Genomic DNA, 18,572 nt, shown 5'->3' with positions numbered 1-18,572 from the left:
GGGAGGATGCAGCATGACCGTCTTCCGCACGATCGTCGTCTTCGTCCTCGCGGCCCTCGCCGAGATCGGCGGCGCCTGGCTGATCTGGCAGAGCGTCCGGGAGCACAAGCCCATCTGGTGGGCGGGTCTCGGCGTCATGGCACTCGCTGCCTACGGCTTCATCGCGACCCTCCAGCCCGACGCGAGCTTCGGGCGTGTCCTCGCCGCGTATGGCGGCGTCTTCGTCGCTGGCTCGCTCGCCTGGGGCGTCGTCGTCGACAAGTTCAGCCCCGACCGGTGGGACATCATCGGCGCACTCGTCTGCCTCTTTGGCGTCGCGATCATCACGTTCGGACCCCACGCCCGTCCGGCGGCCTGACGCGAAGCCACCGAGCCGCCAGTCGCGTCCCACCGACTCCTATGAACAGAATCTGCAGATGCTGGGAGAAAACACCAGTTAGGGGTGCACGGAAATGGGTCGCGCCGCCCGAATCAACCCCGAACATTGGGCGATATCGAGTGCCATCTCCTGTGATCGGGTGAGGCCTCGATCCCCGAGAAATCAACCCAGAGAGCACTCCCGTGCTCGCACGCGACGCCACGGGAACCCACTATTTCTACTCCGCGGGTCGTGGGTTCGAGCCCCACGGGGCCCACTTCTCGGAAGCGACAGAACCCCTGGTTGAGGCAGCCTTTCGAGCGGCCGAACCGGTGTCGATCCGCGATTTGCCCACATTTTGCCCACATCTGTTCGGAGCAGCCCGTCGTCCAGGCGGGCGCCGACGATGTCGAGGTCGTCGTCGAACAGGTCCGCGTAGACGTCGAGCGTCATCGCCGCCGATGAGTGCCCGAGCATCCGCTGCACCGCCTTGACGTTCGCGCCGGACTGCACGGCGAGGCTCGCGGCGGTGTGCCGGAGGTCGTGGGGTGTGAGTCCCCCGAGCCCGATCTCGACGGCGGCCCGCCAGAACCACCCCTTCCCGGTCTTCGACCGATGGATGTAGGAGCCGCGTTCGTCGATGAACAGCAGGTCGAGCGGCCCCTTGCCCGCACTGAGCTGCTCGAACATCGGCGTCAGGGTTGCCGGGAACGGCACCGAGCGGCGCTTGTGCGTCTTCGGCGTCCCGACATGGATCTCGCCACCGACCTCGACCGCGTTCTGCGCGACGAACAACCGGTGCCGGACGAGGTTGACGTCCTGCACGCGGAGGCCGGCCGCTTCACCCCACCGCAGCCCACAGTAGGCGAGCAGCAGCACCAGCGGCCCCCACTCCCCCGCAGCCACCGCCAGCCTGCTCACCTGCTCGTGGGTGAGGTATCGGTGCTCGCGGCCCACCTTGCGCGGCAGCTTCACCCCACGGGCCGGATTCGAGTGGATCCGCCGGTCCGCGACCGCGACGTCGAGGATCGACGCGAGCACGCCGTAGGCGCGCTGCACCGATGTCGCGCCCCGCGTCTTCCGCATCTCGGAGACCCAGGCCTGCACGTCGCTGTGCCGGACCGCCGATACCGGAACGTTCTGCCATCTCGGCCGCACGTGGAGACGCCACCCGATCTCCGTCGTCCGCTCGGTCGAGGGCTTCAGATGCGAGAGGTTCGCGACCCACACCGCACCGAGCTCACCGATGGTCGCTCGCGCCGCTGAGGCGTCGACGAAGTCGCCGCGCGCGACCGTCACCTCCATGGATGCGAGGTACAACTCGGCCTCACGCTTGGTCTTGAACCCGCGTTTGTCAGTCTGCCGATGGTCCGGTTTCCGGTACCGGACGCGGTACCGCTTCCCCGCGGCCGTCTCGTACGCGGTGACCGTGCCCATGACCGCTCCTAGAACAGTGCTGCAGAGCTGGATCGCCGCGGACGACGCGTCGATCGCTGCGCCCGATCCCGTGCCGTCATCATCCAGGTCGGCAGGGTCTCGTCGACCCAGATGCCGGTTCGGTCGTACATGGAGCGGACTCCGACCTGTGGAGCGATCGATCGACCGGCCGGCAGCTCGCCAAGCGCAGCGCGCACAGCCCGCTCGCTCTCCTTATTGCAGAGGTAGCTGATGGAGTCCGCTTCACCTAGATCGAGTCGACGCCGGTACGCCGCGAAGATCGCCGCATACCGAGGCAGCCGCTTCGGCGTCAGCTCCACCTCGACCAGCTCGACCCACCCGAACCCGAGTGCGACGCCGTCTGCCTGGTGCCCACCGACGTGTGCCGGCTTCTCGTCGCGCTGCCAGGCGTACCCGGCTGTCGCGTAGCGGGCGGATGCCGCAGCAACCGCGACCTCGTGCCGTGTCGTCTGCCGATGAAGATTCGGCCTCGTTACACCGGTCCCGGCGTACGTGCCCCACACCAACGCGCCGCCTCGGCCTCCGAGTTGCGCACGCTCGACCAAGCCGGCCGCTTCCATCCGCGCGCACCAGGACTGCGCCCGCCGAACCGAGACCGGTCGGTCGACGCCGTTCAGCGCTGCCAACACCCAGCGCACCGACTGCACGTCCGCGATCCGCACGATCGAGAACCACTCGAACATCGACCGGTCCCTATCAGTTACCCACACCGTCCGCCCGCTCCAACCGTCTACTCCCACCAGCAACACTCACCCCACCTCTCCCCGGTCCTCATTCGTTCATCCGAACGACAACACCGTCCTCTGACACTCGCACCACCCCGTTGTCACCTCCACTCACCGTCACTTCAACTGACACCCACTCCCTTACTCCTTCTTCCTCTTCCTCTGTTCTTCTCTTGCCCTGTCCTGGCCTGCCACCTGCACTCCCGAACCACCCACGCACAGCAACGCTCTTCTGCTGTGTGTGGGTGGTTCGGGAGCCGCGTCAGCGGAGGTGGCAGGCCAGGACAGGGCAAGACGCCCGAAACCCCTCGCCACCCCCGTCACCCCGAACGACGTACACAACGACGGGGCCAGCGAGGGACTCAGGCCGCCCTGGCCTCCTCCCGCGCCGCCCGTCTCAGAACTGGCGCCGTATCAACGATCCGAGACGGCAGTTCTGAGACAACTTCTGAGACGCCGGCCGGATCCGCGTCCGGACGCCGATCGACAACCGCCAGCACCCGTTGACGAGGGGTCCTCGAAGCATCTCGCACCGTTCTCACTTGCCTGCTCGCGAGACACACACGTCCGACCTTCACGCGTCGTCCCTGCGCTGGCACGATCTAGTCATGAGACAGCTGGCGCTTCGTTCGTCAGGATTGACGACCATCCCGTTGATGGTCCTCGCGTTGATCTCGTGCTCCTCCCCAACCTCGACGTACTCCCTCGAGACGACCGTGACGATCGAGGTCTGCGATGGTGCGACCTGCTTCGTGGCTCCCGTCGAATCGGCGAAAGTCACCGTCAGTTTGGGTGGCCACGACTCAACCAAGTCGACTGGTGCACAGGGAACTGCGACGTTCAACCTAAATTCGACTGGATCAGTGGAGGTCACTGTGCGCTGGGGCCGACAGACCCAACATGCAAACGCGACCATCGACTCCGGGGCGACCAGCGTCTCAATCCGACTACGTGACGGCGCCCGAGTGGCGAGCTGAGAGGGCCCCGCCAACAGGTGTCCGGTCCCCTGCACTTGAGACATCTCGCCAGCCTGGTGCTGAGACCGCGATCCTGCGGCGCCGCCCGATGCGTGCCCGTCATGACCGCTAGCTTTCGACCGTGCGGCTCGAGCGATGGGCGACTCTGATTGCAATCGGCATCACTGTGCTGATCCTCGCGACAGTCGTCGGGTCGTCGCGCTCGTCCCGTCACCGGGTGGCGTCGACTGACTCGAGACCGCATCCAAGTACGACTGTCTCGCCCCTTCTTGCGACGCCCCTCGTCACCCTCGCACAACGAATGCGTTGTGCTCGTTCGGCGGCAGTGGCAGGGCTGGCCCGAGACGGTTAGAAGCACCTCTGAGGGAACCTGTAGCGGACGCCTGAGTCGACGTCGTACTCGTGATCCGACGCGACCACGCGGAGCCTGATAGCCGCCGCGCTCCCCCTCGTAGAGGCGGTCTTCTGCACCTCGAGAACCACGTTGCGCGAACTCTTCGCAGCCAGTTCCGCACCATCGGCATTGACGCGCGTATCCCAGCCAATCTCTGACGCGATGGTGCGGGAGGGAGGCACATCGGTCACGCCGAGACTCGTCCCGCCCGGAGTGCGCAACAACCACGCACGCACCACTCGCACGCCTCGGGCGTCCACCAGGTTCACTGACCGGATCCGCAGCGCCGAGGATCGGCTGGTCACCGTGTCGCCGATCAGAACTCGATCCCCCCTCGCGAGGTGGACGCACTGCAGATTCCGTGCGTCTTGCGACTCACCGAATGAAGCCGGCGCCTGCGCAGTCGAGCACCCGCTCAGCATGAGCACTACCACCACCGCTGGCGCCAGCCAGCATCGCGTCAGCTCCATCGAAGGGCACTATGCCGTCCGGAACGCCACCCGTCCAGGTGCGCGCTCCTCCGACCGCATACCCGCGGTAGGCGACGCTCCCTGTCTCAACTGCCTGCGAGAGAGATGCGTTGCACAGTCTGCTCGGGCAGGGTTGTAGGACGGAGGGTGTGGTCGGTGGCGAGAGCGATCAGGGTGAGGGCCTTCGTCTCCCTCGGGTCGCTGTTCCTTCTGTGATGAAGGCGATGACGGGTGTGCGACAGGTGCAGCTCGCTCTGCTGCTGACTGACTTGGGAGCGCCGTGTGTGATTGCTGGCGGTACCGCCCGCCTGCTCCGCGGTGCGACCCACATCCCACGAGATCTGGACCTGGTTGTCACGCGCCGGGAGACAACGCAGATGCGTGCCATCCTTCAACGCTTCGCGATCCGGTCTTCGCGGGCTCGGCATGCGGACATGTTCGGGTGGTCGGTATCGACGTCGTGGGGGCAGGTCGACGTGTTCGTGCAGGATGACCTCCCGGGCTGGCACTTGGTCGAGGTCGACGGGTTGGAGATGCGAGTAGCCGATGAGTGAGCGAACCGGTCTTGGCCCTCTCGAGACCGCCGTCATTGAATCGGTGGGAGCGCTCAGCGGCCCGGCGTCCGCCTACGTCCGCTGCGCTGATGTGCTCGATGCCCTCGAACTCGCCGGGTTCGGGGCCAACTACCTGTACACAGTCCTGCAGGACCTCACCGTGTCGTGGCGACTGCATCTTCCGTTGCTGGACGGGCAGGGCAACTTCGGCAGTCCCGGCAACGATGCAGCGGCCGACCCCTCGTATACCGAGGTCCGTCTCTCCCCTGTCGGCCGGCTCGCTCTAGCCAGCGAGCAGGGCAAGATCGGCCCACTCCCCCTGAGTCTGATCGAGGGCACGCTCTACCGCGGCGGCCGTGTTCCACCCTTCGACCCGAAACCCGTCACCGACACTCTGACCCGCCTCCTGCACGAGCACGCCATCCCCTTCCTGGACGCCGACCTCGACCTCCTCATCGGCACCCCGACGCTCCCCACCGGCGGAACCGTTGAAGGGGACCTACCGTCACTGCTTCGCGGCGAGCCGGCGGAAATGCGGATGAGCTGCCGCATTGCGGCCGTCGAACGACAGGGACTACACGTGCTGGAGATCACCGGCTACCCACTCGGCGTCGACATCGACCTGATAACGCAGTGCATCGCCCAGCGCGGATCCTTCGAGAACCAGCACCGCGGCGGAGGCCACCACTACATCGCCGACGTCCAAGACCACAGCTCAGAACGCTCGGGCATACAAATCCAGGTCCTCCTCCGAAACGGCGTCGACCCGACCGAGGCAGAAGGATGGCTGCGGACCGTCTGGCCGGTCAGCGTCGACCAAACCTGGCAACTTCCAGCACCGATGCCGCACAGACTCCGCGAAACAGTCCAACATGTCGCCGGCTCCCCAGGAGGTCTACGACAACTCCGAGCACTGCTGTGACCACCACACGCACCGTCTCAATTGCCTCCAACCGAGACAGCCGGGGCCGCTGGCTCGTGGGTTCGAAGGCCACCCAGTTTGAAATTGATCACGGCACCCGAGCACTTCAAGCGCACAGCGCATCTGAAGGACCGGAGCGCACAATCCGCGCATCATGAAAGGATGGGCAACGATGACCACCACTCCGCCTTCGGACGCCAACACGAGCTCGTCTTCAGACTCCTCCGAGGTCCGCGACGTTAGTAGCTTCACTGCCGAAGAGAACGAGGCTCGCGAGAGCGGGCAGAAGGCTTCTGAAGCCTCTGCAGCAGTGAACGACGCGACTGCCGCGAACAACGACACCAGCACGAGTCAGCAGCAGTGACCTGATTAGGTTGGCGCAAGGGGTTATTCGCCGCTAGCCCACGCCTGCCAAGCGATACCTATGCCAGCAGAGTGAGGAACGACGCACCGCTCCTCCACGCTTGCTGTGCCGAGGGGCGCGAGAGTCCGTGACTCGCGGAGCGTCTCGCTCCCCTGCCAATAAAACCGTCGGCGTGTGATTCGCCTGCGGCGAGAGAGTGGGTCGGGTCACCCGACCCACTGCCTGCAATGCACGGACGTGCGAAGCATGTCCACGGTTCCGGAGCGCCAGCCGACGCGAATGTCTCCGTCAGACCGGAGACGCTCATGCTTGTTGACCGCGAGGTGGCTTCCTCGGAAGTCCTTCGTGAGACGGACTGCCTGCTCCTCGCGGACGGTCTGTTCGAAGACGAGAACGTCCAGACGCGGCGCGGCCAGCAAAGGTCCGACGTCGGCTTCTATCGGCGCCTTGCCCCACACGCCAAGCTCCTCGAGCACGGATAGATGCTCGACGGCGTTCCAGTCGGTCAGCCCAGCCATCCCTTCAAGTAGGAGATATCGGAGGGAGCCGGCGGCGCGGCCGCGGAGGAAGTCGAGCGACTCGACCGTTCTCATGGCGCCGAGGTCGAGCGCCTCAAGCGCCGGCAGCTCGCCAATCCCCGCCAGGTTTCCGGCGGTCATTCCCTTGGTCTGCCAGATGGCAACACCACGCAGCGATGGCAGGTTCGCGATGGCCGAGAAATCACGGACGCGACCGAAGCTCAGGTTCAGCAGCTCGAGCCTCACCGCACCCCTCAGGGGCTCCAGACTCGGAACTCGCGAAGCGTAGAGCGACAACGACCGGAGCTGCGGAAGTGCAGCAACAGCATCGAACCCTTTCGCGTGACCCTCGAGAGCGAGTTCCTGCAGCTTCTCCAGCTTGGTGAGCACTCCAAGCGAACCGGAAGCCCCGAGCGTGCCGCCAAGCGAAAGCGTGAGCAACTGAGGCACATCCTCAAGAGGATCGAAGCGCTCCGCGTGAGCGAGCTCAATTGACAAGTGCGCCGCCGCCGGCATATGTCGCAGCCAACTCAATGAGCCATCAGCGCCGTCGTACGCCCGGATCCCGGTGTCCGGGCGCCGCTCGACCAAGGCGCCAATGGAGCGGTACAACTCGTCCGGTAACGACTGCGCGAACTGCACCGTCGCCGGGGAACGCCACTGACGGTTGCCGCTCAACTCCCACGGGTGCGTGTCCCCGTACGCGAGAAGCTCGTCCGGATCACTCGTCGGCAGCACCTCGATGAGGAACTCATCGACCAGATCCAGGCTGCTGCGCTCGCTCACACCCAGAGCATCCCGCAACAAACCTTCGGACGCGAACGACCAGTTCCATGAACCGAGGTACGTCTCAAATGCCTGCAAGCGAGACGGGACACAGATGCGGATCTCTAGGTTGATCGCATGACCGGATGGTGGATGGACCGTGTGGGCAGCGCGCTTGCTGGGACGAATCCGACGGTAATGAAGCGCTTGCCCGCTGCGTTCGCAGTGATTGGGGACATCCAATTCCTGCCCGGCTACAGCGTCGCCATCTCCGACCGGCGAGGCGTCGACCGGCTCTCGGATCTTCCTCGCGCCGACCGCGTCAGCTTCTTATCCAGCATGGAGACGCTAGGTGAAGCAGTCGAGCGCGCCTGCGCTGGTCTGGACTCGGACTTCCGCCGCGTCAACCTCGAGATCCTCGGCAACACCGACGCGTTCCTGCACGCACACGTATGGCCGCGATACGAGTGGGAGGAGCCGAACCTGCGGTCGAAGCCGGTCTGGCTCTACCCATCCGACCGGTGGAGCGACCCGACGTACGCGCTCGCCCCAAAGCACGATGCCCTCCGAACACGCATCACCGCTGAGCTCCAGACCCTCACCTGAGCGGCAGACACCCATCCCGGCTCAAACGCCTGCCGCGGGCGAGCCGTCGAGGCGCCGACGCCCGAGGACGACCAGGCGGTCGCCGTCGACACCGAGCTCCGACTATTCGATATAGGTCGCGCAGCGAGTATTGTTGCGGTGTGCTCGCTTTGAGAAGGACCACGGCTGCAACGCTCGACGTGCTCCGCGTCCTCGCGGCGTCCGAGGAAGCGATCTGGGGTCTTCAGGTGATCCACGCGACCTCACGCGGGCCCGGCACGATCTACCCCGTTTTGGAACGGCTCGAACAATCCGGATGGCTCGTTTCCTCCTGGGAGCCTCCCTCGGAGCGGCGGGGTCCGCGACGTCGTCTCTACCGATTGACACCCGAGGGCGCATCCAGCGCCGCCGCGGTTCTCGCAATAACCGACGCGACCGTTCGATCGGCTGAGCCGCTCAAGGGCGCTACGGCGTGACCAGACTCGTGCAAGTCCTGACGACGGTTGCGGTGCAGATTTCCCCAGCTGCATGTCGAGGTCAACTGAGAGAGCAGTGGGCCGCCGATCTGAACGCAGTCGAGGGATATGGAATGAGCTCATCGAAATACGCGACCGGCCTGCTCGTCGCAGCAGTGCGGCTGCGCGCGGGAACAAGCAGTCGGCCACGCATCGTCGCGCTCACCGCCACGATCGCCCTCCTCGCAACCGGCGGCTCAGCTGTGTACCTGTCAGCCCCGCGACCGGCCTGCAGTGCCCCTCAGGAGGTGTTGAGCGACATCCCCGGGAGCGCGTTCGACGCGATAGGGCCGCTCCCCGCACGCGTGAATAGCGCAGTGCAAGCGATCAAGCAGCAAAGCGGATTCGAAGGAGCCTGGGTCGAGCACGGCACTGTCTTTGTTGGCGTCTACGGCCCGACCTGGGACCGCGCACATGCCGCAGCCACGGCGGTTAGAACCGTGCCTGGACCGAGGATCACCTACGTCTGTCAGCCGGCGACCAATCGACAGTTACTAGCCACACAAGCCTCACTCGACCGCATCGCTCCCGAGAAGCGAAGCGTGCTCGGCAGTGGCGTCGACGTCAAGACCGCAACAGTGACCGTCGCCGTGAAGGCGTCCGCTCCCAAAGCTACCGAAGCCGCCTTCGCCCGCGCCTTCGGTCGTCTCGTAAAGGTGCAGCGACTTCAAGGCGCCTACGTCGAGATGGGCCCCGCTCACGGTCGCATGCCACTGGCACAGGACATACCCCAGTAAGGACTGCAGGCCGTCTCAAGTCCCTGCCTGCGAGACGTCCCACTCGCCTGCTCGCGAGACGCGTCGATCGGGCGATGCCTTACGTCGAGCGCGGCCCGAACGCACTCGGCAACCCTCGAGGCGTCGAGATCTGGTGCGACATCGCACTCGACGCCGCATTCGAGCGATACAGGACACGCCCCCGCCACCGCGCGCACGCCGATGACTCCCGGCTCGACGAGTGGTGGTCGCTCGCGACAGACGCAAGACCAATGAGCGGCCTGCCAGTGCTGCGCGTCAAGACCGACGAACAGGTCGACGTCGAAGCCGTGGCCACCCAGATCGCACTCCTACGCAAGACGGAGCAGCAGCTACCGACACGGGGCAACGCGGCCACCTGACGGTCTCAGAAGCCTGCTCGTGAGACTTGGCTCGACTACGACGCGACCTGGCGATTGTGCAGGGTCGATCTTCTTGAACGCACCACGACGAGCGCGGCGATGGGACCGAGGGGTGGCGTCAGGAGAATCAGCACGGTCCAAAAGACCCGCGCAAGCGCGGTCAACTCCGATGACCTCGCGACGCGAATGAGCGCGGCAAGGCTGGTCGCCGCCACGGCAACTGCGAACGCCCACCAAGCCACATCGAGCCCGGTCGGCAGCAGGAGCGATTCGTCGGCAGTCGAGGTCAACATCGGCAGCATGGGGCCAATATCCCGCGGCCCGCGGATAGGCGCTAGCGATGGAACCCCTGGTCTTTCCGACACCCGCCCGCCAGCCGCCTTACTCTCCTGATTGTGAGAATGCGGGGCATGGGTCGAGGCTCGCGCCGCTGGAGGCGAGTGGTCGTTATGGTGTGACCGTGAGCAGGCAGGAGTCGGGCGAGCTCGGCGAGGGTGGAGGAACGCGCGCGCGGGTCTCGCCCGCGCGTTCCTGACCTCTGCACGATGAGCTCGAGCTGACCGGATCGGTCGGCCCTCTCGTGCTTCTGGAACGCGGAATCCTTCCAACCTCCGGGAGCTCTCCTTGTCTGCCGTCCACTCGGCGTCTCAGCGACGCCATCTTCACCTGTCCTCGTTCCTCTTCCTGATCCTCGGGTTCCATGTCGGGGTCTGGGCTGTTCAGCTCGGGAGCTTGTCCGCCGCGCTCCACCTCGATCCCGGCGAGCTCGGCACCGCGTTGAGCGGTGCCGCCGCCGGCGGGATCGTGACCCTGTTCCTTGGCGGGCGCATCGCAGACCGCTTCGGTCGACGCACAGTCCTGCTCGTCGGCTTTGGCGTCACTGGTCTCGCGTTCGCAGCCCTCGCCACGGCCCGCACCTTCCCCGAGGTCCTCGCCGCGGTCATCTTGTACGGCCTCGCGATCAGCTTCGTCGACCTCGGCGCCAACGCAGTCGGCTCCGACTTCGAGAGCGCATACGACACCCAAGCGCTGACCGGCCTGCAAGCCGGCTTCAGCCTCGGCGCACTGCTCGGGGCGCTCTCGTCCGCCCTGGTACTGGCGGCCGGCCTCGACTACCGCCTGGTCTACCTCGCGCTCGGCATCGTGTTCACGTCGACCGCGATCGTGTGCAGCCGAGCGAGCCTGCCCGTGCGCCGGACCACGACGACCGATGCGCCTCGGGAGCCTGTCCGGAGTGTGCGCACGTCGCCTGCGGTGCTGTTCGCGGCAGTGCTGCTACTCATTTGCTTCTTCGGCGATGGAGCCCTCGAGGGCTTCGTGGCGGTCTTCCTGCGCCAGGCACTGGACAGCGGTGTACTGCTCAGCGGGGTCGGGATCGCGCTCTTTCATCTCGCGTCGTTCCTCGGAAGGACGATCAGCAGTAGAGCACAAGCACGCGTGCCGCCGCGCGCCCTGATGATCACTGCGGGTCTCCTCGCAGCTGTCGGCATGACGGCAGCGCTGCTCTCCACGAGCACATGGGGATCGATCGGCGGGATGCTCGTGGTCGGGTTCGCGATCAGTCCCGTCGTTCCCACCGCGCTGTCGCTCGCCGGGCGAAGCGCGCCAAATCATGCCGGGCAAGCAGTCGCTTTCACAACAGCGGTCGGCTACACCTCGTTCCTCATCAGCCCGATCATCGTCGGCACCATCGCAACGACCGCAGGACTTCGTGCAGGACTCGCCGTCGTCGTCGCAACAGCCCTCGGCATCGCACTACTGGGGCTCCGATGGCCGCGCAGCGACAGACCCCTCAGCCCGCAAGCAGGCTCAGCGGCCTAACCAGAACGCTGGCGGGATGGGGCACAACCCGGTCCCGCCGGCGTCTCAATAGTCCACTCGCGAGACGTCCCACTGTCCTGGTCACGAGACGTGCCCCTCATCTGCTCCCGAGGCAATCTGGACTCAGGACCCGCCTCCTGGCCCTCGAGCATGAACTGGACCCGCTTCTAGACTTGCGGTGTGACGCTTCCTCAGTCGGATCCGTACGAACGACGACAGACGGCAGTGGACACGGCCCGATCGCTACCCCTGCCTGACGCAATCGTCCACCTCTGGCACCACAACCAGTTCGCCGGCGTCGTACGAATCGATTACCACCGCGCTCTTCCAAGCGTTGGAAATTCAGACCTCGCAGCCGTCGAAGGCCGCGTGGGCGCTCTCCGCTCGCGTGCCTTTGACTGGGCCGACGAATCCTGGGCAGTGACCCGCCAGCATCTGCCCCAAGCAGAAGCAGCCGCCGCCTACGACGTGTTCCGCTCGAATGCCTTGGCAGAGTTCCACGCGGAGTTTCCCGAGTTCTCCGACCAAAGCTTTGACCTAGTCTTTGAGCGCGCAGTCTTCGCGCTTCGGTAGTCAACGACTCGTCTCGGCTTCCAACTCCTGAGACGTCGCTATCTCCCGCCGCGTGAGACGCGTTGCTGCCCAGCAACAAGGAGCTGCCGCTGCACCCTTCGAGGTGCCCTCAACGCTCGGGACTCACCTCCGTCGGCGCAGCCGCTCCGTCAGAAGGGCTCGCAGACCAAGGGGTTCGGGCCGATGCGCGAGCAGCGCGTTACCTAAGGTCGCAAGATCCGCTGTCTCGACATCGGTCGGACTCAGAGCAGCAGGACCCAGGCCGCGGGCATAACTCCGAACCCGTCCCAAGACAGCGTCTGCCATCGAGGTTCGACCCTCGATCAAGATGCCACCTACAACGCGGTAACCCAATGCCTGCCACTGCATGGGGAACCCGTCAGAGTCGAACGACTCGATATTTTGATCCTGGACGTCGTAGATCTCTAGATCGCGGCACGCTGCATCGACCGAGTCATAGACCGACAAGTCGTGGCCGTCCAACAGGAAGATCGGTGGGCGAGGAAGCCGCATGCGGCCATCCTGGCGGAACGAGTGCATCAGCACATGGATCTCACGGCAGGGCCCCGCGGCTTGAGGCGCGGCCGAGACCAGTCCGCCCCCGTGAAATGTCTCACTTCCCTGCTCGCGAGACATCATCCGTATCGCGGACACTCGTCCGGTGCGGAACGTCTCGCTTCACGCCGCTCACTCGAAGACGTCTGGTCGCTGATGGCGATCTGGAGCACCGCTGGGAAGACCGACTCCCGCCCGACCGACTCAACCCAGGCCACCCGTCGTTTCCTCGAGCGCGATGCGACCTTCATCGCCGAGATTGAGCAGAACCTTGTGGGGACTGTCATCGCCGAATGGGACGGCTGGCGAGCCCACGAACAGATCGAGGGCGAAGCACGCCCAGGGAGGATGAAGTGCTCGCGGCACTTCAATCACCTGGGGATGGGGCGCTCATAGCGAACTGGGTAATCCGCGGCGGGCTCGTCGGGAGGCCGGTCACGAGCGCGTGCTCGATGCAGCGCGGCCACCGCATGCCTGGCATGTAGCGATACAGCACCGACTCTCAAAGGTGAGAGCGAAGGTCCCTCAGTGCGAGACCCTGCAGCCCGCAGTGCTTGCCGGGACCCAGCACGGGCCTGACTTCTACGTCCACATCGGCCCGAGAGGCCCGATTGAGCACAGTTGGGTAACGCTCGCTTGCTCGAGCCAACACCATATGTAACGATACATCTCGCCAAGGACGGATGTCCTCCAGGCGGTCAAGGAGGACTGATGTCTGCAAGCGCCGCTGCTCGTGGGAGCTCAGCATGACCGAGCTGCTGCCGCGGCCGATTCCGGACGAGTTCGCTTCCCCGTCTCCTGTGCCGGACCTGCTCGCTGATCCGTCGCTGCTCGTGTGGGAGGGCCGGTACTACCTGTACCCAACCTCGGACGGTTCGCCGGAGTGGGACGCGACGTCGTTCTCGGTGTGGTCCTCGGATGATTTGGTGTCGTGGACCGCCGGCGGCGAGGTGCTCCGCCTCCAAGAAGACGTCGGGTGGGCCGCTCGGCACGCCTGGGCACCGGCAGCGCTGCAGCGTGACGGACGGTTCTACCTGTACTTCACCGCGGAGTCGAACATCGGCGTCGCCGTCGCAGACTCCCCCTTCGGCCCCTTCAACGACTTGGGCCGGCCGCTTGTCGCGCACGGCGACTTCGCGGGCCGCGCGATCGACCCGGCGGTCTTCGTCGATGGCGACCGAGTGTTCCTCTACTGGGGGAATGGGGTCGCGCACGGCGTGCAGTTGTACGACGACCTCATGTCCTTCGATCCGGGAGCGGTGGTCGACTTCGTTCCCACCGATTTCCGCGAGGCCGCGTGGGTGCACCGGCGGGGCGACGTGTATTACCTCTCCTGGTCGGTCGACGACACCCGGAGCGAGGACTACCACGTGCGGTACGCGACCGGCCCGACTCCACTCGGTCCTTGGGTCGACCGTGGAGTGCTGCTGCAGAAGCGCCCCGAGATTGGTGTGTTCGCTACCGGTCACCACGCCGTGCTCCAGCTGCCCGATTCGGACGAGTGGGTGATCGCCTACCACCGGTGGGCCATCCCGTCCGGCGACGGCTATCGACGCGAGATCGTCTTCGACCGCCTCGTCCACCTGCCCGGAGGACTGCTGCAACCAGTCCTCCCTGCCCGGGACTCTCTGTCCCTTCCCCTTACGCACCACCACAGAAAGGCAAGCAATGTCGCTTCGTAACCTCTCGGCCTCCGGAGGCCGCATCATGCGGACGCCGGTCAGCCGACGCGTCGGCGCGGCCGCGATCGCGGCCGCACTGCTCGTCGGCGTCTCGGCCTGCAGCTCGACCGCCGGCTCCCCCAGCGGCGACTCCGGCGGCAAGGGCACTGTCACGTTCTTCTCCTGGGACGCCCTCGCCACGATGAAGCCCCTGGTGGCCGAATTCGAGAAGGAGAACCCGGGCATCAAGGTCGACATGTCCTACGCTCCGCCAGTCGACGAGTACGTCAACACGCTCCAGAAGCGCCTCCTTGCGCGCAACGCGGCGGACGTGTTCATCCTCGGCAACCACAAGGAGCAGATCGGCGGTGGTTACGTCAAGGACCTGACCGGCACGACCGCGGCGAAGGTGCAATCCCCCTTCGGGACGAAGATGAACACCTACAACGGCAAGGTGTACGGCATCTCGACCGCGACCTGGGGTGGCGGCTTCCTCGTGAACGAGACCCTCGCTGCGAAGGCCGGGATCACGAGCGCTCCGCAGACCTGGAGCGAGCTGCTGACGGATCTGAAGAAGTTCAAGGCCGCGGGCATCACCGGTCTGCAGGAGGCCGGCGACGGTACGACGACGACGATCATGGGCTTGATCGGGCGCGCGGATGCGACCTCCGGCGGGAACATGGACGCGAACATCTACAACGGGAAGACCACCTTCGCCGCGTCGTGGACGAAGCCGCTGGAGACCTGGTCGCAGCTGTACACCTCGGGACTCGTGAACAAGTCGGCGGCCGGCCTGACCGGGCCGCAGATCGTGACCGAGTTCGACCAGCAGAAGGTCGCGATGATCACCACCGGTGCGTGGCAGGTCGCACCGTCGAGGAAGGCGCTCCCGTCAGGGACGAAGCTGAACTTCTGGCCGATCCCGAGTGAGGACGGCGCCCCGTACTGGGCGGGTGCGGCGTCTCCGCCCTACGCGATCAACTCGAAGGCGAAGAACCCGGTGGGCGCGCAGAAGTTCGTGAACTTCCTCGCCAGCGAGAAGGGCGTCTCGATGTATGCCGCTGAGACCGGCTCGATCATGACGACGAGCAACTACAAGCAGGACCTCGACCCGGCCCTGCAGACCATGTATAAGGACGTCGTCGCCGGCAACGTCTGGTGCACCTGGCAGGCGTGGCCCGGAACGAACTCCGCACCGCTGGACCAGACCCTGATCGCCAACATGCAGAAGGTGCAGCTCGGACAGGAGACCGGCGCCCAGATGGCGAAAGCGCTCGACACCGAATGGAACAGCGTCAAGTAATCCGGTTCGAGACCGGAGTGCGGGGGCGTGAGGCTCTCACGTCCCCGCACTCCCCTCCTCACTGAGGAACAGCAGATGACAGCGGAACAGACCACCTTCGCTCCACGCGCGCAGCGCGTGCAGCGGGCCATCAAGCGGCGCCGACCGATCGGAGGCGCCCGCGAGACGCTCGGCATCCGAGCCTTCCTGATCCCGATCGGGCTGGTAGTGATCGTCCTCTTCGGGGTCCCCTTCGCCGAATCGGTGTACTACAGCTTCACGGACTGGTCGGGACTCGACCCCGACGTGCGCTTCGTCGGGCTGAAGAACTACGCGGCGGTGTTCACGAACCCGGCTCTGCTCGGCGGCCTCGCATTCACAGTCCTCTACGCGGTCGCCTCCACCGCGCTCATCACCGTCTTCGCGATTCCGCTGGCGGTGTTCCTGAACCAGAAGCTGTTCGGAACCAGGTTCGCCCGGGCCGTCTTCTTCTTCCCCGCCATCCCGTCAGTCGCCGTGCTGGGCCTGGTGTGGAACTTCATCCTGAATCCCCTCGGGAGCGGAGCACTGAACACGGTGCTGCACTCCACCCTCGGCCTCGACCCGATCCCGTGGCTGGCCAACATCACCCTCGCGCAGGTCTGCGTGATCCTCGTGGGCGTGTGGACCAGCACCGGCTGGCACGCGATCCTCTACCTGGCCTACCTGCAGTCGATCCCGACCGACTACTACGAGGTCGCGAAGATCGACGGATCCAACGCAGTGCAACGGTTCTTCTACCTGACCCTTCCGCTGCTGGCCCCGGCCATCACCATCAGCACCTTCCTGCTGATGAACAACGGGCTGAACGTCTACGCGCTGCCGCAGAACCTCACCGGTGGCGGCCCAGCGCTGGCTACGAACACGATCACGTCCACGATCCTCACCAGCGGCATCGAGCAGGCGAAGTACGGTCAGGCCTCCGCGCTCGGTGTGGTGTTCATGATCATCATCGGCATGATCCTCGCGTTGCAGCTGCAGATCTCCCGCCGCTTCGAGAGGAACGCCTCATGAACCGCACCCTCGCCCGCATCACCGCCAGCGGCGTGCTGATCCTGCTCGCCGTGATCGTCGGTCTCCCGTTCTATTACATCGTCGTCAACACCTTCAAATCCCAGCCGCAGATGGAGCTGAACCCCATCGCGCTGCCGTCCAGCCTCGACCTCGACAACTACATCCAGGTCTTCGCCACCTCCGACGTCGGCCGCGCGTTCCTGAACACCGCGATCGTCACCGCCGTCTCGGTCGCCCTGATGCTGGCAGTGGGATCGATGGCCGCGTTCTCGCTCCTCTACCGCGGCGGCCGGTTCTCCACGATCGCCGGCGGGATTCTGCTGGCAGCGTTCCTGGTGCCGTTCCAGTCGACGATCATCCCGCTCTACCAGCTAGTCGTGAACGCCGGTCTCGCCGATTCGCTGCAGGGATTGATCGCCATCTACCTCGGTGGTTCGGTGTTCTGCTACTTCATAATCGTCGGGTACATGCGCTCGGTCCCGATGGAGATCCTGGAGGCCGCACGCATCGACGGCGCGGGGCCGTTGCGGGTCTACTGGTCCATCGTCCTGCCGCTGATCCGACCGGTCCTGATCACCGTCGGGGTCTTCCAGATCATGTGGGTCTGGAACGACTACATCTCCCCCACGATCTTCCTCAGCTCACCGTCGAACAACACGCTCGTCCTGCTGGCGGAGCAGGCGGTCGCGCAGTTCACCACGAACTGGCCGGCATTCATGACCGTGACCGTCATCGTGCTCATCCCGATGCTGGTGCTGTTCATCACGATGCAGAAGTACATCGTCGACGGCCTCACCAGCGGCAGCGTCAAGGGGTGAAGTGCGGGCTGATCCGGCGCTCTGAGCGGCCGGGTCAGCCGCCGCTGGACTCCCGCTCCACAACCCGGAACGGACCAATCACATCACGATGCACGGCCTTGTCCGCGTTGCCTTCGATCCGCCGCACCAGCAGGTCGACCGCGGTGCGGGCCATGAAGTCGTGATCCGGGTCTACCGAAGAGAGCGACGGCACCGTGTAGGCGCTGCCGGGGACGTCGTCGAACCCGATCACCCGCACCTGTCCGGGAACCGGGATCCCGTGATCGGCGAGGCCGCGCAGCACCCCGGTCGCGACCGTGTCCGTGACGCAGAAGATCCCATCGACCGCCATCCCCCGCTCGGCGAGACGCTGCACGGCCTGCACACCGGCTTCGAGCGAGAACTCTCCGATGGGGACCACCCATTCGTCCTCGAACGCGATTCCGGCGGCGGCCAGCGCCTCCCGGTAGCCCTGATTGCGAAGACTCGAGACGTTCAAGTCCTCGGTCGGGTCGCCCTCGACGATGGCAATCCGACGGCTGCCTCGAGCGATCAGATGCTCCACGGCGGCTCTCGCGCCTTCGACGTTCGGCATCGCGACGTGGTCGGCCGGGCCAGCGAAGATCCGCTCCCCCAGGAGCACGATCGGGTAGTCGACGCGGAGCAAGTCCGCGTCCGCCGGACCGAGACCGACCGTGCTGAGGATGAGGCCGTCGTAGAGGCGGTTGCGGGACAGCGTGAGCGCGTCGAGCTCGTTCTCCCTCGACCGCTCGGTCTGCTCGACGACCACTCGCAGCGACTTCGCTTCGGCGGCCTTCATGATCGCCGCGGCCAGCACCCCGTAGTACGGCCGATCGATCTCCGGGACCGCGAGCCCGATCGTGCCGGTGCGCCCGGTCCGCAGGTTCCGCGCGGCGACGTTGACCCGGTAGTCCAGCCGCTCCATCGCGTCGAGCACCTTCGCCCTGGTGCTGTCCCTGACGTGCTCTCGCTCGTTGATGACGTTCGACACCGTCATCGGGGAGACCCCGGCGGCCTTCGCGACGTCCTGGATCGTCACCATGCAGGCGTCTCCCGTCCGATCGGGTCGGACCTCGAGTGTGCCCGA

The 18,572-nt window shown here is 65.6% G+C and carries 20 protein-coding genes; 15 read left to right on the top strand and 5 right to left on the bottom strand.

Translation table 11 applies throughout. The annotated features are described in order from the left end of the window. Positions 1 to 13: 13 nt before the first annotated feature. The gene (locus tag CLV52_RS04540) at positions 14 to 358 is read left to right on the top strand and encodes a YnfA family protein (RefSeq protein WP_133765090.1); all 345 of its coding nucleotides are present in this window, start codon (positions 14 to 16) and stop codon (positions 356 to 358) included. Positions 359 to 541: 183 nt separating this feature from the next. On the opposite strand, the gene CLV52_RS04535 is transcribed toward CLV52_RS04540, so the two are convergent. Both CLV52_RS04535 and CLV52_RS04530 read right to left on the bottom strand, forming a co-directional pair. Continuing rightward, positions 542 to 1,795 carry a site-specific integrase gene (locus CLV52_RS04535; protein WP_133765089.1) on the bottom strand — a complete coding sequence of 418 codons (1,254 nt, stop codon included), beginning with the start codon at positions 1,793 to 1,795 and terminating at the stop codon, positions 542 to 544. A gap of 8 nt (positions 1,796 to 1,803) precedes the next feature. After that, positions 1,804 to 2,499 (bottom strand): hypothetical protein, encoded by a 696-nt coding sequence (locus CLV52_RS04530; RefSeq protein WP_133765088.1) that lies wholly within the window; start codon positions 2,497 to 2,499, stop codon positions 1,804 to 1,806. A 2,098-nt stretch (positions 2,500 to 4,597) separates the two neighbouring features. Between CLV52_RS04530 and CLV52_RS04525 the strand changes: the two genes are divergently transcribed. From CLV52_RS04525 to CLV52_RS04515, 3 genes are all read left to right on the top strand, one after another. Beyond that, positions 4,598 to 4,936, top strand: a complete 339-nt coding sequence (locus CLV52_RS04525) for a hypothetical protein (protein ID WP_133765087.1) — start codon at positions 4,598 to 4,600, stop codon at positions 4,934 to 4,936. Further along, complete coding sequence (locus tag CLV52_RS04520; protein ID WP_133765086.1) at positions 4,929 to 5,858, top strand: hypothetical protein; 930 nt, start codon at positions 4,929 to 4,931, stop codon at positions 5,856 to 5,858. Before CLV52_RS04525 ends, CLV52_RS04520 begins: the two co-directional genes overlap by 8 nt. Before the next feature lie 172 nt (positions 5,859 to 6,030). Further along, positions 6,031 to 6,222, top strand: coding sequence for a hypothetical protein (locus CLV52_RS04515; RefSeq protein WP_133765085.1), 192 nt, complete (start codon positions 6,031 to 6,033; stop codon positions 6,220 to 6,222). 206 nt (positions 6,223 to 6,428) lie between these two features. On the opposite strand, the gene CLV52_RS04510 is transcribed toward CLV52_RS04515, so the two are convergent. Next, on the bottom strand, positions 6,429 to 7,526 hold the full coding sequence (locus CLV52_RS04510) for a leucine-rich repeat domain-containing protein (RefSeq protein WP_133765084.1): 1,098 nt from the start codon (positions 7,524 to 7,526) through the stop codon (positions 6,429 to 6,431). Positions 7,527 to 7,643: 117 nt separating this feature from the next. Here CLV52_RS04510 and CLV52_RS04505 point away from each other — a divergent pair, with 117 nt between their 5' ends. The 4 genes from CLV52_RS04505 to CLV52_RS04490 all read left to right on the top strand — a co-directional run bounded on the left by CLV52_RS04505 (position 7,644) and on the right by CLV52_RS04490 (position 9,722). After that, on the top strand, positions 7,644 to 8,111 hold the full coding sequence (locus tag CLV52_RS04505; RefSeq protein ID WP_133765083.1) for an HIT family protein: 468 nt from the start codon (positions 7,644 to 7,646) through the stop codon (positions 8,109 to 8,111). A gap of 140 nt (positions 8,112 to 8,251) precedes the next feature. Further along, positions 8,252 to 8,566 carry a helix-turn-helix transcriptional regulator gene (locus CLV52_RS04500; protein ID WP_133765082.1) on the top strand — a complete coding sequence of 105 codons (315 nt, stop codon included), beginning with the start codon at positions 8,252 to 8,254 and terminating at the stop codon, positions 8,564 to 8,566. Continuing rightward, positions 8,563 to 9,342 carry an alpha-lytic protease prodomain-containing protein gene (locus CLV52_RS04495; RefSeq protein ID WP_133765081.1) on the top strand — a complete coding sequence of 260 codons (780 nt, stop codon included), beginning with the start codon at positions 8,563 to 8,565 and terminating at the stop codon, positions 9,340 to 9,342. The genes CLV52_RS04500 and CLV52_RS04495 overlap by 4 nt, the downstream gene beginning before the upstream one ends. A gap of 74 nt (positions 9,343 to 9,416) precedes the next feature. After that, complete coding sequence (locus CLV52_RS04490) at positions 9,417 to 9,722, top strand: hypothetical protein (protein WP_133765080.1); 306 nt, start codon at positions 9,417 to 9,419, stop codon at positions 9,720 to 9,722. A gap of 35 nt (positions 9,723 to 9,757) precedes the next feature. On the opposite strand, the gene CLV52_RS04485 is transcribed toward CLV52_RS04490, so the two are convergent. Then, on the bottom strand, positions 9,758 to 10,024 hold the full coding sequence (locus tag CLV52_RS04485) for a hypothetical protein (RefSeq protein WP_133765079.1): 267 nt from the start codon (positions 10,022 to 10,024) through the stop codon (positions 9,758 to 9,760). Positions 10,025 to 10,346: 322 nt separating this feature from the next. On the opposite strand from CLV52_RS04485, the gene CLV52_RS04480 reads away from it, so the two are divergent. The 7 genes from CLV52_RS04480 (at position 10,347) to CLV52_RS04450 (ending at position 17,485) form a co-directional block, all read left to right on the top strand. Then, complete coding sequence (locus tag CLV52_RS04480; RefSeq protein WP_281276047.1) at positions 10,347 to 11,543, top strand: MFS transporter; 1,197 nt, start codon at positions 10,347 to 10,349, stop codon at positions 11,541 to 11,543. A 180-nt stretch (positions 11,544 to 11,723) separates the two neighbouring features. After that, positions 11,724 to 12,116, top strand: a complete 393-nt coding sequence (locus CLV52_RS04475; RefSeq protein ID WP_133765077.1) for a hypothetical protein — start codon at positions 11,724 to 11,726, stop codon at positions 12,114 to 12,116. A gap of 711 nt (positions 12,117 to 12,827) precedes the next feature. Further along, positions 12,828 to 13,067 carry a hypothetical protein gene (locus tag CLV52_RS04470; protein WP_133765076.1) on the top strand — a complete coding sequence of 80 codons (240 nt, stop codon included), beginning with the start codon at positions 12,828 to 12,830 and terminating at the stop codon, positions 13,065 to 13,067. 350 nt (positions 13,068 to 13,417) lie between these two features. Beyond that, on the top strand, positions 13,418 to 14,353 hold the full coding sequence (locus tag CLV52_RS04465) for a family 43 glycosylhydrolase (protein WP_133765075.1): 936 nt from the start codon (positions 13,418 to 13,420) through the stop codon (positions 14,351 to 14,353). A gap of 25 nt (positions 14,354 to 14,378) precedes the next feature. Then, a complete protein-coding gene (locus tag CLV52_RS04460) occupies positions 14,379 to 15,635 on the top strand; it encodes an ABC transporter substrate-binding protein (RefSeq protein ID WP_162850706.1) in 1,257 nt (418 codons plus the stop codon). A 75-nt stretch (positions 15,636 to 15,710) separates the two neighbouring features. Continuing rightward, the gene (locus CLV52_RS04455; protein ID WP_133765073.1) at positions 15,711 to 16,667 is read left to right on the top strand and encodes a carbohydrate ABC transporter permease; all 957 of its coding nucleotides are present in this window, start codon (positions 15,711 to 15,713) and stop codon (positions 16,665 to 16,667) included. Then, complete coding sequence (locus CLV52_RS04450) at positions 16,664 to 17,485, top strand: carbohydrate ABC transporter permease (RefSeq protein WP_133765072.1); 822 nt, start codon at positions 16,664 to 16,666, stop codon at positions 17,483 to 17,485. The genes CLV52_RS04455 and CLV52_RS04450 overlap by 4 nt, the downstream gene beginning before the upstream one ends. Positions 17,486 to 17,519: 34 nt before the next feature. On the opposite strand, the gene CLV52_RS04445 is transcribed toward CLV52_RS04450, so the two are convergent. After that, entirely contained in the window at positions 17,520 to 18,527 is a 1,008-nt protein-coding gene (locus CLV52_RS04445) for a LacI family DNA-binding transcriptional regulator (RefSeq protein WP_133765071.1), read from the bottom strand. Positions 18,528 to 18,572 lie beyond the last annotated feature (45 nt).

Source organism: Amnibacterium kyonggiense (assembly GCF_004364555.1).
Lineage (GTDB): Bacteria > Actinomycetota > Actinomycetes > Actinomycetales > Microbacteriaceae > Amnibacterium > Amnibacterium kyonggiense.
Note: the sequence above shows the minus strand (reverse complement) of the source record. Positions and strands in the feature narration are given on the sequence as shown.